The sequence below is a fragment of the Marivirga arenosa genome, assembly GCF_030503875.2.
GTDB classification, from domain to species: Bacteria; Bacteroidota; Bacteroidia; order Cytophagales; family Cyclobacteriaceae; genus Marivirga; species Marivirga arenosa.
Genome location: NZ_CP129968.2, coordinates 3,617,968 through 3,634,302, shown reverse-complemented (window position 1 = coordinate 3,634,302; position 16,335 = coordinate 3,617,968). Strand labels below are relative to the sequence as shown.

Sequence of the window (16,335 nt, the reverse complement as noted above, 5' to 3'; positions counted from 1 at the left end):
GTAGATTTGCGCCAAATTAAAGAATAAGAAATGAGTAAGCAAAAGCCTTCAATACCTAAAGGAACTCGTGATTTTGGACCAGCAGAAATGGCTAAAAGGCATTTCATTTTAGATACCATCAAAAAGGTGTATCAAAAATACGGATATGCTCCAATTGAAACGCCTGCCATGGAAAACCTAAGTGTTTTACAAGGTAAGTATGGAGATGAAGGCGATCAATTACTTTTCAAAATATTAAACTCTGGAGACTTTCTTTCAAAAACTCAAGAGTCAGATTTAAAAGATTCCAAATTACTACAACCTAAGATTTCGGAGAAAGGCCTAAGATACGATCTTACAGTTCCTTTTGCGCGCTATGTAGTAATGAATCAACATAACTTAAGCTTTCCATTTAAGCGTTATCAAATTCAACCCGTATGGAGGGCAGATCGACCTCAAAAAGGAAGATATAGAGAGTTTTATCAATGTGATGCAGATGCTATTGGTACTGACTCTATGCTTTGCGAAGCGGAAATTGTTTTGATGATCCAAGAAGTTTTCAAGCTTCTGCAAACTAAAAAGCCTGATAGTTTAGAATATGCTATAAAAATCAATAATCGAAAAATTCTTTCGGGTATAGTTGAAGTAATGGGCGCTGCAGGTAAAGAAACTGATTTTGCAGTTGCGATTGATAAGCTTGATAAAATTGGTGAAGAAAAGGTAAAAGAAGAATTAATTGAGCGAGGTTTTGAGCAATCTGCTATTGATACCTTAAGTCCTTTATTTTCATTATCGGGTAGTAATAAAGATCAGTTAGCATTTTTAAAGGATTTCCTTTCAAACTCTGAGCTAGGGCAAAAAGGATTAGCTGAGTTAAATGAAGTTTTTGATATATTAGATTCATTTGGGGCCAATGTTCCAGAACTTGAATTAGATGTTACCTTAGCAAGAGGGCTATCCTATTATACAGGGGCTATTTTTGAAGTAAAGCCACAAAATGTAAAAATGGGAAGCATCTGTGGAGGCGGTCGATATGATGGCTTAACCGATACTTTTGGTTTGCCTGATGTGTCAGGAGTAGGAATTTCTTTTGGTGTAGATCGAATTTATGACGTATTGGATGAATTAGAATTATACCCTGAAAATTCCGAGAGTAGCACTCAAGTATTAATTGTTAGCTTTGATGATGAAAGCTGGAAATATAGTTTGAAGGTTCTACAAAGATTAAGAAATGCTAACATTAAAGCGGAGCTTTATCCTGAGCCAGTAAAGCTAAAAAAGCAAATGAAATACGCCAATGATAAACAGATTCCATATGTGATTTTGGTTGGTTCAGAAGAGGTGAAAACCGGCCAACTTACTTTTAAAAATATGCAGGATGGAACTCAGGATAACCTTAATTTGGATAGCATATTGAAACATTTTTAAAACTATGAGCAATTTTTTTGAGCTTGGTAATCACGACCTAAGCCTTGCCAATATAAGGAGGATATTAGCTGATGATTTAAAAATCAAATTAGCTAATAAAGCCATTGAAGCTGTAGAGAACTGCAGAAATTTTTTAGATAACCATATACAAAGCTCTGAGGATCCAGTGTATGGAATTAATACAGGATTTGGTTCTTTATACAATAGAAATATTTCAAAATCTGATTTAGAGCAACTTCAAGTTAATTTAGTGATGTCTCATGCTTGTGGGACTGGTCCTGAAATTAATCAACGCATAGTTAAAATTATGCTATTGCTAAAAATTCAGTCCCTAACTTATGGTCATAGTGGTGTACAATTAGCAACCGTTAATAGGCTCATAGATTTCTATAATGATGATATATTTCCAGTTGTTTACGAATCAGGTTCATTGGGGGCTTCAGGAGATTTAGCACCATTAGCTCATTTATCGCTACCGTTAATTGGAAAAGGTGAAGTTTATTTTCAAGGCAAAAAAATTAGTGGTGAGCAATTATTAAAAGAGAAAAATTGGGAGCCTATCCATTTAAAAGCGAAGGAGGGTCTTGCTCTTTTAAATGGTACTCAATTCATGAATGCTTTTGGAGTGCATTCTGCTTTAGCTGCGGAGGAAATTATAAATTGGGCTAACCATATTGGAGCTCTTTCTTTAGATGCTTTTGATGGAAGACCCGAACCTTTCGATTCAAAAATTCATCTGATCAGAAATCAGGATGGGCAGAAGATCGTAGCAAAAGAGATTTTGGAACTACTAGAGGGTAGCGAAATAATCAAGCAGGAAAAAGTGCATGTGCAGGATCCCTATAGTTTTAGGTGTATTCCACAAGTGCATGGTGCAAGTTACGATGCCATAGAATATGTTAAGTCAATAGTTGGAAAAGAGTTAGCGGGAGTAACGGATAATCCCAATATTTTTCCTGAAGAAGGTGAAATAATATCAGGTGGGAATTTTCATGGTCAGCCTCTTGCATTAGCGCTTGATTTTTTAGCTATAGCGCTAGCTGAACTGGGTAATATATCAGAAAGAAGAACTTATCAGTTGATTTCTGGAAGCAGAGGATTACCTGATTTTCTGGTAATGAATCCGGGTTTAAATTCGGGTTTAATGATACCACAATATAGTGCTGCTAGTTTAGTGAGTCAGAGTAAACAATTATGTACTCCTGCTTGCGTAGATAGCATTGTTTCATCAAACGGACAAGAGGACCATGTAAGTATGGGAGCAAATGCCGCAACTAAATTGTATAAAATCATAGAAAATACATATCAGATATTAGCAATAGAGTTGATAAATGCCTCTCAAGCTATTAAATTTAGACGGCCATTGAGGACAAGTTCTCAATTAGAAAAAATAATTAGTAATTTTAGAAAAGATGTTTCGTTGATTGAGGATGATCGAGTACTGCATGATGACATAGTGAAGGCAGTACACTTTATTAAAAATTACAAGATTTGAGAAAGCTATTATTATCTATATTTCTTACTGTTTTATCATTTGCACTTTTAGCTCAAGGAAGTTTTGAAAGTGAAAATGGTTTATTTACAGTAAATTATTTGAAAGGTTGTGAAGGTACAAGAATTACTCTTACTCCAACAGACACCGTAGGTACTGTATTTATCTGTTTTGATGCTGATTTATCGGATCTAGCAGCAAATAATTCATGCTTCGGTAATCCAGCACAGTCTTCAGATGATTTCAGCTTTATCTATAATGACGCAGGAAATTTCGATATATTATTTTTAAGGCAATTGCCAAATGATCAAGTATATGACAGTATATCGGTTAGTATATTTGAATCAATACCCGTAGAGGTGTTAATATCGAATTGTACTGACAATACAATTTTTGATTTAAATCAAGAAAATGATATTTATGACCGTTATGATATAAATTTTGGTGATGGTTCTAATCTTACAGGCGTTCAGTCCAGTGATTTTCCAATAAGTCATACTTACGCTGATCCTGAAATAGAATATACCGTATCAATAACTCCCTTTTTCGATGGAACTGGAAATAATAACTGTCAAAATAATACCTCATCTGAATCTTTTATACCCATTGATCAACAAGAATCTGCTGCAAGCCTTAATAGTTTAGAAATACTATCGGATGAAAGTTTTGAGATTGCCTACTCATTGAACGCAAACCAAACTTATCAATTACAATTAAGTGAGAACGGGAAAGATAATTATCAGAATGTTCAACTAATCAGTGGGCAAACTTCAGGTAATTATACTTTTGAGAACTTAGATATTGATGGAAATTTCTACTGCGTTAGAATTGTTACTTCAAGCTTATGTTCAGGAGAAACTTTAAGCTCAGAGGAGTTGTGTACTATTCAGTTTGCTGCTCAAGCACAGGAAAGAGGGAATTTATTAAGTTGGAATTCTCAATCTTTTCAAGAAAGTAGAGTTTTTAAAAATGGTGAACTGATATTTTCAGGCAGTTCCACCTTTTTAGATGAGAATTTATTGTGTGGACAAAGCGATGATTATCAAATAGTAGCTGTAAGTGAATCAGGAATAGAAATATCTTCATTGATTAAACCTGTAACTTCATTTACAGGCTCACCTACTATCCCTATCGATCAAATATCATTGAATGTTATATCTGATACAGAGCTACAAATAAGCTGGGAAGTACCAGCAGGACTAAATCCTAATAATTTCATAGTGTATAAAAAGCAAAGGCTTGAAGATGACTTTACCAGAATTGCAGAGATAGAGCAAAATAGTTTTACGGATATTGGTTTTGCTTTTTTTGAAAGAGAATTTTATTATTCAGTTTCTTACACTAATAATTGTGGAGGAATATCGCCAGTTACTACCATAGCTTCAAACATATTATTGACACTAAATCAAAACGACAACATACTAAATTTTAACTGGAATGAATATACAGGATATTCCAATAATCTCGCGAATTATTTCTTATCAAAATATGATAATGATTTGAATCTTATTTCAAGAGAGCAAATAGGTTTAGAAACTACTTTTCAAGAGGACTTAACGGATACGGATGATCAATTAGTTTTTTACCAGGTTCAGGCAGTTTCTGAGACAGGTCTAACTTCATTTTCTAATCTTGTGAGATTTAAGATACCTTCCATTTTTTCTGTTCCATCAGCTTTCACGCCAAATGGTGATGCATTAAATGAAGTGATACGAGTAAGGGGTAAATTTATAAATGAGGTTGAATTTAGTATCTATAACAGATGGGGCGGACTAGTATTTAGAAGTAATGATATAGAAATAGGCTGGGATGGATATTTAACTAATCGCCCTGCTCCTGAGGGAACCTATGCGTATTCAATTCGTGTTGTAGACGAATTTGGTGAAGAGTATTTTAAAAGTGGAGTATTTAATTTAATTCGATAGTTATGTTTGATATGATGAAAATGATGGGACAGATTAAAGAGGTTCAGGGCAAAGTAAAGCAAGCTCAGGAGAACCTTGTTCACATTACAGCAGATGGTGAAGCAGGTGCTGGAATGGTGAAGGCAACAGTAAATGGTAAAAAACAAGTGATCAGCATCGAGATTGATGAATCATTAATGAATGATAAAGACAAGGAAATGATTCAAGATTTGACTGTAGCGGCTGTAAATAAAGCTATGGAAGAGGTAGATGGTCTTGCTAAAGAAGAAATGAAAAAAGCTACTGATGGGGTATTGCCTAATATACCTGGAATGGACTTAGGTAATATGTTCAATGGCTAATAAAGTAGCAGTAGTAATATTAAATTATAATGGCAGAAATTATCTTGAACAATTTCTGCCTAATGTATTAGAAAACTCAAGCCCTTATCAGGTGATTGTGGCTGACAATGCCTCAACTGATGATTCTGTTCACTTCTTAGAATCTCAGTTTCCTGAAATTCAACTTATTAAGATACCTGAAAATTTAGGTTATGCTGGTGGTTATAACTATGCGTTTAAATATGTAGAAGCAGAGTATTATGTGTTGCTTAATTCTGATGTTGAAACTACAAAATCATGGATTGAACCTGTGGTTGAACTCATGGATGAGAATACAGAAATTGCAGCCTGTCAACCTAAAATTAGGTCTTTTCATAATAAAAAATATTTTGAATATGCTGGTGCTGCAGGTGGTTATATAGATTTTTTAGGTTATCCTTTTTGTAGAGGCCGTATCTTTTCTACTTTAGAGAAGGATCAAGGCCAATATGATGATAATCGATCGGTTTTTTGGGCTACCGGGGCGTGTTTATTCGTACGAGCAAAAGATTTTCATGAATTAGGCGAGCTTGACGCTGAATTTTTCGCTCACATGGAAGAGATAGATTTTTGCTGGCGAGCTAAAAACAGAGGAAAACAGATTTACTATTGTGGGAAAAGTACGGTTTATCATGTTGGGGGTGGAACCTTAAATACCGAAAGTCCTTTTAAAACCTATCTTAATTTTAGAAATAACTGGTTATTGCTTTATAAGAATTTAAGCCAAAAAGAATTTGTAAAAATTAAATTCAAAAGAACAATACTTGATTATATAGCCTTTATTCAGCTTACGGTAGTAGGGAAGTATTCAAATGCTAAATCTATAAGTAAAGCACATCGTGATTTCCGAAAAATGAGTAAAAAGTATTCCCAAAATGAAAAGGAAGGTTTTACTCACCCTGAAGTATTTTCACGCTCTATAATTATAGCCTATTTTTTGAAAGGGTTTAAAAGCTTTACAAAGTTGAAATTTACATTATAATCAGCCTTTAGTTGCAGCTTGAATTGTAATAAAGAGCTATTTGTTCCGGCACTTCAAAGTCACCATTGTCAATTTTCTCTACTATTGATGGGCAGTCTGAAAAGAAATTCCGTAATAGCTTTTTCTTAAATCCTAAAACACCCTGGGTTACTCTTACCATTTCATAAGAATTTGTTTTTTTGAAAAAGGGGATGGCTATTTCATAGCCATCACTATTAGCGTGATCTCTATACTCTTTCCAGTATAATTTCAGTTCCCCATCTACCGCTAGGCGCATAAAGGTTTTTTCGCCTTGGTCTGCTTTGCTTATGTGAAATATGGAAAAAAGTTCTGTATAGCTATCGTACCAAATAGATTCATAGGTTTTATCACCAATCTTATAGCTTTTGATACTTCTTGGGCTATACTTTTTATAGAAAATCCACTTTTTTTTCATTTTAACCTTTTTGAATATTTCTCCAAAAGGTTCTGCACTTCGATCCTTTATTTGACCGAATATAGTGTCGTTTTCATTAGTAACAATATAACCATTCTGAAAAGTAGATTGTGCTGAAATGGATAATGGCTGAATCAATAAACATGAAACAAAAAGATATAATGAGTAGTACTTCATTTCACTGCCTCCTGTAATAATCTCATCACATCATCAATCTTCGAGTTGTCTATCCATCTGCTTACTACCACCATATCATTTTTTTCATCGATGATAATATAGTTTCCACCAAAACCAGCTGCATAATAAACATCTTTGGATACACCCTCCCATTTTTCCTGGCTATTGTTCCACCATAAATAACCATAGTCTGGGTTTGCGGTTGAAGATTCTTGAACACTTTTCACCCAGTCTTCAGATATTAGTTGTTTATTGCCCCATTTACCATTTCTTAAGAATAGTAATCCAAATCTGGCATGATCTAATGAATTGATAAATATACCGCCACCAAAATGACCACCACCGCTAACAGACTGTACTTTTAATCCATCAACATTCACATAAGAATTATCATAGCCTAACCATCGCCAGGTTGTAGATGCGCCTATAGGATCCATGATCTTTTCTTTTAAAACCACTGGCAATGGTTTTCTCCAAACTTGTAATAGTGAATAGGCTAATACATTAACTCTAACGTCATTATATTTATAGAAAGTACCAGGTTCATTAAGCTTTCTGGCTCTCCAATCATCAATTTCACCTTCTCTTGGGGGTCTGTCGGCCCAATCATACAATCCGAACTGTTGACCCGACCAATCAGAGGATTGCGTTAATAAATGATCCCAAGTGATTTTTTTATTGTGAGCTCCTGAAAAAGTGCCATCCCAAACGTAATGGTAGGCTTTATCATTAATGTCAGAAATTAAGTTCTCGTCTAGTGCAAGTCCAGCTACAGTAGATAAATAACTTTTGGCTACACTGAAGGTCATATCCACTCGGTTTATATCGCCCCACTCAGCTACTATATATCCATCTTTAATAATCACGCCTGCAGGTCCACCTCTTTCTTTTACTTCCCCCAGTATTTCAAAATCAGGCTCACGTGAAAAGGCTTCCATGATGGCAATTCTTAAATCTTTATTAACAGCGTTTTCATTATTTTCAGCCACAGATACTGCGCTATCTAATAATGCTTGATTAAGCTTTAGTTCTTTTGCAGATTTTCTTTCCCAATTTTGATCAGGATAATACTGGCTGAATAATTCTGAAAAGAATAATGAGCATACTATAAATACTAAAAGTGTTTTCTTCATGGTACTGATGAGTTGTTTGGAAATACAATTTAAATCAAATTCTATGATTTTGTTTATTGTTATCTTGAATTGATAAGTCAATATATAGGAATTATTCAATAATAGTATGTTTTGTAGATATTTTATCTCTTTTAGATTTATATAACTTTTCCGTTAGGATCATTAATAAAAAATATGAAAAAAAATTAAAAACTTACATAGGTTTAATTTCTGTTTTATAATGGTTTAAACTTAGTTTTTACATAAGTATATATTTATTAGCTCGTAAAATTGAAAGTGATATGTTGCGTAAAATTTTAGATTTACAGAATATTATTCTTATAATTGTAATTGTATGCAATTAAAAGTTCAAATATCAAGATCAAAACCTGACCCTAATGCTCCCTAAACCCTTCAGTTTATTTAATAACTATTGTATCGTTTCTTTTAGTAAAATATCAAATACATATAATGTACTTACATTAATTTTATTGAGTGTATTAAAAGTCTCGATTGACATTTGGGAAGAGTATTCAGTTAAAAATATAAATTTAAACACATGTAAATATTAGAATAATTATATTATAAATTTTTTATCACTAACTAACAATAATTTTTAAACCTAAACTAAATCACATGAGAACAATTTTTACTAGACTAAATTTTTTGGTGCTTGCTTGCGTGTTGCTCACAAGCACAGCAATGGCTCAAACATTGCAACAGAGGAAGAAAATTTCTAATCAGTATAATATTCAAACACTAAAACAACTTGAAGTTGATTTTGCAACCAAAGCAAAAAAAGAAAAGGAGCAGGCTATAAAAGTTGCCAAACAAAAAGGTTGGGAAGTTAGAATGCAGTTTGATGATGGAAGAATAGCTGAATTACAAAAGCTGACCCCTAGTGGAGAACCCATTTATTATATCACTTACAATGTAGATGCAGCAAGATCAACAAGAGCTAATTGGTTAAACTCTGGTGGAGGCTTAGGCCTAAACTTAATGGGTGATGACATGACTGCTCATGTTTGGGATGGGGGCCTTGCAAGAGCTTCTCACCAAGAGTATGATGGAGCAGGTGGTACAAATAGGTTTTCTATCGGAGATGGAACTACCACATTGAATTATCACTCGGCTCACGTTACAGGTACTATTATAGCATCTGGTGTTGATCCACAAGCGAAAGGAATGGCTCCCCATGCAAATGCAGTAGGGTATGATTGGAATAACGATTTATCTGAAGCTACATCTGCCGCTGCAGGAGGTATGTTAATATCTAACCACTCTTATGGATATAGAGGTGATCAATTACCTGATTGGTATTTTGGTGCTTACATTGCGGAATCAAGAGATTGGGATAATCTAATGTATAATTCACCTTATTACATGATGGTTGTAGCTGCCGGTAATGATGGAAACCAAAACAGTTATAATGGTAGCCCATTAGGTGGTAATAGCTCATTCGATAAATTATCAGGTCATTCAACGGCTAAAAACAATATGGTTGTGGCTAACGCTCAGGACGCAAATATTGATGCTAATGGTAATTTAGTTGCGGTTGCCATAAATAGCTCTTCGAGTGAAGGTCCTACTGATGATTACAGAATTAAGCCAGATATTACAGGTAACGGTACTGGCGTGTATTCAACTTATGAAAGTAGTAATACTGCTTATAACTCCATTACAGGTACTTCAATGGCTTCTCCAAATGTAGCAGGTAGCTTATTATTATTACAAGAGCATGCTAACAATGTTTTTGGTAATTATATGAGAGCGGCTACTCTTAAAGGATTAGCACTTCATACTGCAGATGATGCAGGGATCACAGGTCCTGATGCTGTTTTTGGATGGGGATTAATGAATACTAAAAGAGCTGCTGAAACGATTACTGCAGCTGGCAATGAAAGTAAAATTGAAGAATTAACTTTAAATAATGGTGAATCTTATACTATCACGGTAGAGTCTGATGGTGTTAGTCCGTTATTAGCGTCAATTTCATGGACTGATTTAGGAGGAACTGCAAACACGGGTACAACTAATTTAAGTACTCCAGTTTTAGTAAATGATTTAGATATCAGAGTAACTCAAAGTTCAAATACCTATCAGCCATACAGATTAACAGGCGTAAATAGCAATGCTAAAGGTGATAATAATGTAGATCCTTACGAGAGAGTTGATATAAATAATGCAAGTGGTACTTATACTATTACAGTTACTCATAAGGGGTCTTTAAATAGTGGCAGCCAAAATTTCTCATTAATTGTAACTGGTGTATCGGGTACTCCAGTTGTTTGTGAGGCTACTACACCAACTAATTTAGGATCATCAAATGTAGGTTCTAACTCAGCTGATTTAAGTTGGGATGCAGTTACGGGTGCTACTTATGATGTTCGATACAGACAAGCTGGTACTTCAACTTGGACTGTAGAAAGCGTTTCTGCTAGCTCTGTTACTTTAACAGGTTTAAGTGCAACTACTCAATATCAAGCACAAGTGAGAAGCAAATGTTCTGGCGGAACAAATTCTGCTTATTCGGCAAGTATTAATTTCACTACTACTGAAGTTCAATTAGTATATTGTAATTCTAATGGAAACAGCGTGGCAGATGAGTATATTGGTAGAGTACAGTTAGGAAGTTTAGATAATTCTTCTGGTGCTGCTGCTTCTGGTTATGCTGATTTCACTTCTCAATCAACTAATTTAGGTAAAGGGGATCCTGCAACTATTACGGTTACTCCGGAATGGACAGGTACTGTTTACAGTGAAGGTTATAGTGTATGGATTGATTATAATCAGGATGGAGATTTCTCTGACGCTGGTGAGCAAGTTTGGACGCAATCTGCTACTCAAGCTACACCAGTAAGCGGAAGCTTTACAGTTCCTGCATCAGCTCTTTCTGGTAATACCACTATGAGAGTGTCAATGAAGTATAATGGCGTGCCAACTGCATGTGAATCATTCTCATACGGTGAAGTTGAGGATTATACAGTTAATATTACCGAAGGTACTCCTGAAGTATGTACTGTACCTACTAGCTTATCAGCTTCAAGTATAGGTGAAAATACGGCTACCTTATCATGGTCGAGCGAAAGCGCTGCCAATGATTATACATTAAGAATTAGAGTAAACGGAACTTCTACTTGGACCACTTTAGCTTCTTCTTCAAATTCAACTGGTGTTAGTGGATTATCTGCTGAAACTCAATATGAATGGCAGGTTAGAAGTAACTGTTCAAGCAGTAATAGTGCTTATTCATCTTCTAGTTTCTTTACTACGGATGCACCAGTTGTAATTACTTATTGTAATTCAAGCGGAAATAACTCTAGCTACGAATGGATTCAGAGAGTAGTATTAGGTTCTATTGACAATACAAGTGGAGACAATGGTGGATATGCTGATTTCACTAGCCAGGTAGCAAATGTACAGAGAGGTGCAGCTACTTCTATGAACGTTCAAGCTGCATTTAGCGGAAGCAGTTATACTGAATACTGGAGCATCTGGGTTGATTTAAATCAGGATGGTACTTTCTCATCTGGTGAAAGATTAGTAAACGGATCATCAAGCAGCAGCAATTTACTAAGTGCAACCTTAAATATTCCTTCTACTGCTTTAACAGGTACTACAAGAATGAGAGTAACGATGAAGTATAATGCAGAAGCTACTCCTTGTGAAGTATTCTCATACGGTGAGGTGGAAGATTATACCATAAATATCACAGATAGTCCTGCTAATTTTGCAATGGCTGACTTAGGTTCTGAATTATTAGGGAAAGAAGATAATATTTCAGTTTATAATATGTATCCAAACCCAGCTGTTGATAAATTGAATGTAAATATCAAGAATATTGATGCTTCTAAAGGAATTCAAATTTACAGCAGCAATGGTGCATTGATCAGAACTATTTCTACTGCAGACGAATTAAATGTTATTGATGTTAGTACCTTAGAGAAAGGAATGTATATTCTTAAAGCTCATACCGTTAAAGAAGCGGTGAGTGCTAATTTCATGGTTAAGTAAGTTTAAATTAATTAAATATGAAGCGTATGGGGCCTTGTCTCATACGCTTTTTTTATGTCTATAATTTCTACTTCTATTTTTAATTTTATATTTATTAATTTGAGATTTAATTGAAAAATAAGGTATGAAGAGATTTTTAGTAGCAGCGGTTTTTACAATTCTATTTTTTGGGTGCCAGAAAAATGAAAGTTTAAAACCTCATGAAGGGAAAGTTAAAGTTGAAGGAGGGGAGATTTGGTATAAAGTAATGGGAGAAGGAGATGGAACTCCTATCTTAACACTGCATGGTGGCCCCGGAGGAACTCATCGGTATTTCTACAAATTAAGCCCCCAAAATAAGAGCCGAAAAGTTATACTTTTTGACCAACTAGGAAGCGGAAGATCAGATTATCATACTGATACTACACTTATGACAGTTGAGCATTTTGTGGAGCAAGTTCATAAAGTGGTGAATGATCTTCAGTTAGATGAATTTTATCTGTTAGGTCATTCGTGGGGAGGAGCCCTAGCTCTTGAATATTATTCACAACATCCAGAAGGTATAAAGGCTATGATATTGAGTAGTCCGCTAATTAGCACGCCAAGATGGGAAGCAGATGCTGATACTTTAGTAACTACATTGCCTGAGCGTTATCAAGAAATTATATATGAAGCAAATGAGACTGGAAACTACACCACTGCTTCATATGATTCAGCTAATAATTATTATTGGGGAAAATTTGGTGTAAGAACGGAAAGAAAGAAACATCCAATGGATACGGTAGATGCATCATCTAATAGTGTGATTTATAATTATATGTGGGGGCCAAGTGAATTTAGATGTACAGGTACTCTTAAAGATTTTGATGCTTCTGATGAATTACCGAATATAAAAGTCCCAACATTATTTGTTACAGGGGAGTTTGATGAAGCAAGACCTGAAACGATCGAGTATTTCAGTAAACAAACATCTAACTCTGAATTTGCCGTAGTTGCGGGTGCAGGTCATTCAACCTTAAATGATAATCAGGAGGGGTATAATGAAATTTTATCTAGCTTTTTAAATTCTATTGAATAGTCATACTATAAATATCTAAATATGAAAAAGTCATTCTTAATAATACTTATCACTTTCTTGAATTTAAATCTATTTGCTCAATTAAATAGACCGACAGATCCTTTAGCGCATACTTATTCAATAGTTGCTAGAGATGCTAATACAGGAGAAATGGCAGTGGCAGTTCAAAGCCATTGGTTTAGTGTGGGTACAGCAGTATCTTGGGGAGAAGCAGGTGTTGGAGTAGTAGCGACTCAATCCTTCACCAATAAATCATTTGGCATGAGAGGTTTAGCTATGCTAAAGTCTGGTTTAAGCCCACAGGAAGCCTTGGATAGTCTATTGAATAATGATGAAGGTAAAGCCTTCAGACAAGTTGCTATTTTGGATGTTAAAGGAAGAGTGGCAACTCACACGGGAGCTAAATGTATTGATGAAGCAGGTCATGCGAATGGAAAAAATTTTTCCGTGCAAGCCAATATGATGCTAAACGATACCGTGGTTCCCGAAATGGAAAAGGCTTGGAAAAAATACAGCGATTTGCCATTAGCGGAAAGAATGGTGAAAGTTTTAGAAGCCGCTCAAGCTCAAGGCGGAGATATAAGAGGAAAGCAATCCGCTGCCTTGTTAATTGTTAAGCCAGAAGCTAGCGATGAACCATGGAATGATAGTGTATTAGATTTGAGAGTGGATGATCATGAGAATCCTGTAAAGGAATTGAACAGATTAGTTAAGGTGTATCGTGCCTACCAGCATATGAATCAAGGTGATCTATATGTAGAAAAAGCGCAGATGCAAGAAGCCATGAATGAGTATAATGCGGCCATGGAAATGTTTCCGGACAATTTGGAAATGCAATATTGGACGGCTATTACTCTAGCCAATGACGGGAAAACTGATAAAGCAGTTGAAATGCTTCAAAAAATATATGCTGAAGATGCAAATTGGCGCGAGCTGACGAAGAGATTACCTAAAGTAGGATTGCTCAATGTGGAGGATAAAGAGTTAAAGAAATTATTGAAGTAAAATTAAGATATACAGTTTATTCGTTTTTGGAATTTAGTCTATGATTAGAGTTTTATGCTTAGTAGCCGTTAGTTTTTTAATTGTTTCATGTGGAGGTAGTAAAGAAGGTGAAAAAACTTCCTTCCAATCCATTCAGATTAACCTGGATGAAGCGAAAACGCTCAAAGCAAGTGATCATTTCAAGCTTAAGGATATTATTTATTTTTCTGACAGTTTAGTGGTGGATAATCTAATGAAAGTCTCCGTACATAATGACTATTTAGTGCTTCATTGCGGTTGGGGATTAGATTATCTCCTCATTAAAAACATGATTACAGGTAATGAGATATTGATATCTGAAAAAGGAGAGGGGCCTAATCAATATCAGGAACTAAGTAATTTTTTTATCAATCCAGATGGCCAAATCGAGCTTTTGGATGGTCAGTCCGGAAAAATATTAACATTTGATTTGGAAGGTAATTTGAAATCAGTCTATCAAAATGAGCTTATGCAGGGGACAAAAAGCTTAATGAGTTTGAATGGAGAAGATTATTTCCTCTATGGAGGAAATTTCTATGCTGGAAAGTCAGGTTATCAAATGCAAATTTGGAATAGAAATAAAGGAAAAGTGAAAGCAAGCTATCTCCCTTTTGATGAGCAAAAAGCAGATTTTATGCTTTTTATCGAGCCAAGAAATTTTTCGAAAAATCCCGCCAGTTTCTATCAGGTTTATAATCAACATGTTTATGAATTGATTGAAGATGGGGTAAAAGACTCTTTATATCTTGATTTTGGTCAAGATAACATTCCAGCCGAATTATTGGATAATTCCTATCAAGATGTCAGAGAATTTAGCCAAGCTATGGCCAAAAGCGGATATGCCTATGGCTTAGGAAATTTTCTGTTGGAAGAAGACCTAATGTTTGCTTTAGTAAGAAAAAAGGAAAAGGATTTTCATGTATATACCAATACCAAAACAGGCGAATCAACTGTTGTTGATAAGATCAGTAATGATGTTTTCGGGTTGCAAACTGAAGAAAAAATCGGATATCAGCATAGACCCATAGCCATGAATGGCAACCATATTTATTTTATAGTAAGCTTAGAAGCCCAAAATGAAAATCTGGAGGAAGAGCTAATTAAAAACTCATCAAAAAGTGATCTCAACCAAACACTACTATCAAAAATTCAAAACTTTGAAGATGGAGATAATCTTGCTATTGTGAAGTGCGAGATTAATGGGTTTTGATTTTTATTACTTTGATTTATTTTAACCTAAAACCCAATAAATGAAATACTTATTGACGCTTTTTCTTAGTGTACCTTTGTTTTTTACCAATGCTCAAGAATTTCATCTATTAAATCAAAAAAGATAGTGCTGCAGTTCAATTTGCTCATATTAACATGATAAATGGATCAGGTACTTATTCTGATGAGAAGGGAATCTTTCAATTGAAGCAGATTCGATAATAATCACGCATATCAATTATAAAGATACGCTCATCCTTTTAAATGATTTATCGGAAAACATCATTTACTTAAAACCTAGTCCAATCCTTCTTGAGGAAGTTAAGGTGAGTGGTAATAAAACAGTGGATGACTCTCAAATTTCAATCTATCCTGAAGGCAAATACAAGACTACCTTCATGGTATTAAGTATGTCTTCCTTTGAATTAGGAATGGTGGTGGAGTTGAAGGAATTCAATCAAGTTCAATTAACAAATGTTAAAATACCAGTGAAATTAGGTAAGCACCCTCCCTTGATTAAGATAAATGTTTACGAATTAGCTGACAATGGACGGCCATCCAATTTGATTACAAGTAGAACAAATAAGGTATATGCCAGAAAAATAAAGTAAGTAATTGAAACTGATTTTTTGGCAGAAAAAATCATATTTTCAAAAAATGATCCAATCGTCATAGCCATTGAATTGGTGGGTTATCAAATTGATAATGAAATATCATTCCAACAATATAAGCAATCAAGCCAGGCATTAAGAATTGAAATGCGATTGGGAAATAATAAGGGCTTTATAAGAAACAAAAAACAAATGGTGAATTGGAATATACTATCTTATGAAGAAAACACCGCCTTTGAGCCTGCCTATGAGCTCGAATTTATGGGTATTGAGTGAATCCATACCCGTGATTCATCTATATTGTTAATGTATGTTTTAACACATAAAAATATTTTATATAAAAGTGAAATGTACTAAAAACAAGCTCAAATTAATTTTAAGGGCTATAAAGAACTACTAAAATAATTTGAATACAAAAAAACACTTGTAATGAATTAGGAAAAATTAAATAGTTTATTTTTCTTTGGATATCAATAAAATACTAACACTCAAAAGTTAGGATTTAGTCTGAATTTAGTTTGACCAAAACCT

Annotated in this window: 13 protein-coding genes; 11 read left to right on the top strand and 2 right to left on the bottom strand. The window is 34.6% G+C overall.

Features of this window, described 5'->3' with window-relative positions:
* The first annotated feature begins 30 nt into the window (after nt 1–30).
* The 5 genes from hisS to QYS47_RS15565 are packed head-to-tail and all read left to right on the top strand — an operon-like array spanning nt 31 to nt 6,165.
* Nucleotides 31–1,407 carry a histidine--tRNA ligase gene (gene hisS, locus QYS47_RS15585; RefSeq protein ID WP_302123087.1) on the top strand — a complete coding sequence of 459 codons (1,377 nt, stop codon included), beginning with the start codon at nt 31–33 and terminating at the stop codon, nt 1,405–1,407.
* A gap of 4 nt (nt 1,408–1,411) precedes the next feature.
* A complete protein-coding gene (gene hutH / locus QYS47_RS15580) occupies nt 1,412–2,902 on the top strand; it encodes a histidine ammonia-lyase (protein WP_322347056.1) in 1,491 nt (496 codons plus the stop codon).
* Nucleotides 2,899–4,824 carry a T9SS type B sorting domain-containing protein gene (locus QYS47_RS15575; RefSeq protein ID WP_322347055.1) on the top strand — a complete coding sequence of 642 codons (1,926 nt, stop codon included), beginning with the start codon at nt 2,899–2,901 and terminating at the stop codon, nt 4,822–4,824. Before hutH ends, QYS47_RS15575 begins: the two co-directional genes overlap by 4 nt.
* Before the next feature lie 2 nt (nt 4,825–4,826).
* Nucleotides 4,827–5,165, top strand: a complete 339-nt coding sequence (locus QYS47_RS15570; protein ID WP_308355823.1) for a YbaB/EbfC family nucleoid-associated protein — start codon at nt 4,827–4,829, stop codon at nt 5,163–5,165.
* Nucleotides 5,158–6,165, top strand: a complete 1,008-nt coding sequence (locus QYS47_RS15565; RefSeq protein ID WP_322347054.1) for a glycosyltransferase family 2 protein — start codon at nt 5,158–5,160, stop codon at nt 6,163–6,165. Before QYS47_RS15570 ends, QYS47_RS15565 begins: the two co-directional genes overlap by 8 nt.
* Before the next feature lie 7 nt (nt 6,166–6,172).
* On the opposite strand, the gene QYS47_RS15560 is transcribed toward QYS47_RS15565, so the two are convergent.
* Together QYS47_RS15560 and QYS47_RS15555 are read right to left on the bottom strand one after the other, a co-directional pair.
* Nucleotides 6,173–6,778: a hypothetical protein gene (locus QYS47_RS15560; protein ID WP_322347053.1), complete on the bottom strand. Its 606-nt coding sequence runs from the start codon at nt 6,776–6,778 to the stop codon at nt 6,173–6,175.
* On the bottom strand, nt 6,775–7,911 hold the full coding sequence (locus QYS47_RS15555; protein ID WP_322347052.1) for a serine hydrolase domain-containing protein: 1,137 nt from the start codon (nt 7,909–7,911) through the stop codon (nt 6,775–6,777). The genes QYS47_RS15560 and QYS47_RS15555 overlap by 4 nt, the downstream gene beginning before the upstream one ends.
* Before the next feature lie 615 nt (nt 7,912–8,526).
* On the opposite strand from QYS47_RS15555, the gene QYS47_RS15550 reads away from it, so the two are divergent.
* The 6 genes from QYS47_RS15550 (at nt 8,527) to QYS47_RS15525 (ending at nt 16,080) form a co-directional block, all read left to right on the top strand.
* Nucleotides 8,527–11,904, top strand: a complete 3,378-nt coding sequence (locus QYS47_RS15550) for a GEVED domain-containing protein (RefSeq protein WP_322347051.1) — start codon at nt 8,527–8,529, stop codon at nt 11,902–11,904.
* A 124-nt stretch (nt 11,905–12,028) separates the two neighbouring features.
* Complete coding sequence (locus QYS47_RS15545; protein WP_322347050.1) at nt 12,029–12,961, top strand: proline iminopeptidase-family hydrolase; 933 nt, start codon at nt 12,029–12,031, stop codon at nt 12,959–12,961.
* Between the two features lie 21 nt (nt 12,962–12,982).
* Entirely contained in the window at nt 12,983–13,966 is a 984-nt protein-coding gene (locus tag QYS47_RS15540) for a DUF1028 domain-containing protein (protein ID WP_322347049.1), read from the top strand.
* A gap of 40 nt (nt 13,967–14,006) precedes the next feature.
* Nucleotides 14,007–15,194 carry a 6-bladed beta-propeller gene (locus QYS47_RS15535; RefSeq protein ID WP_322347048.1) on the top strand — a complete coding sequence of 396 codons (1,188 nt, stop codon included), beginning with the start codon at nt 14,007–14,009 and terminating at the stop codon, nt 15,192–15,194.
* Between the two features lie 325 nt (nt 15,195–15,519).
* Nucleotides 15,520–15,804, top strand: coding sequence for a hypothetical protein (locus QYS47_RS15530; RefSeq protein ID WP_322347047.1), 285 nt, complete (start codon nt 15,520–15,522; stop codon nt 15,802–15,804).
* 18 nt (nt 15,805–15,822) lie between these two features.
* Nucleotides 15,823–16,080 carry a hypothetical protein gene (locus QYS47_RS15525; RefSeq protein ID WP_302123139.1) on the top strand — a complete coding sequence of 86 codons (258 nt, stop codon included), beginning with the start codon at nt 15,823–15,825 and terminating at the stop codon, nt 16,078–16,080.
* Nucleotides 16,081–16,335: the final 255 nt, after the last annotated feature.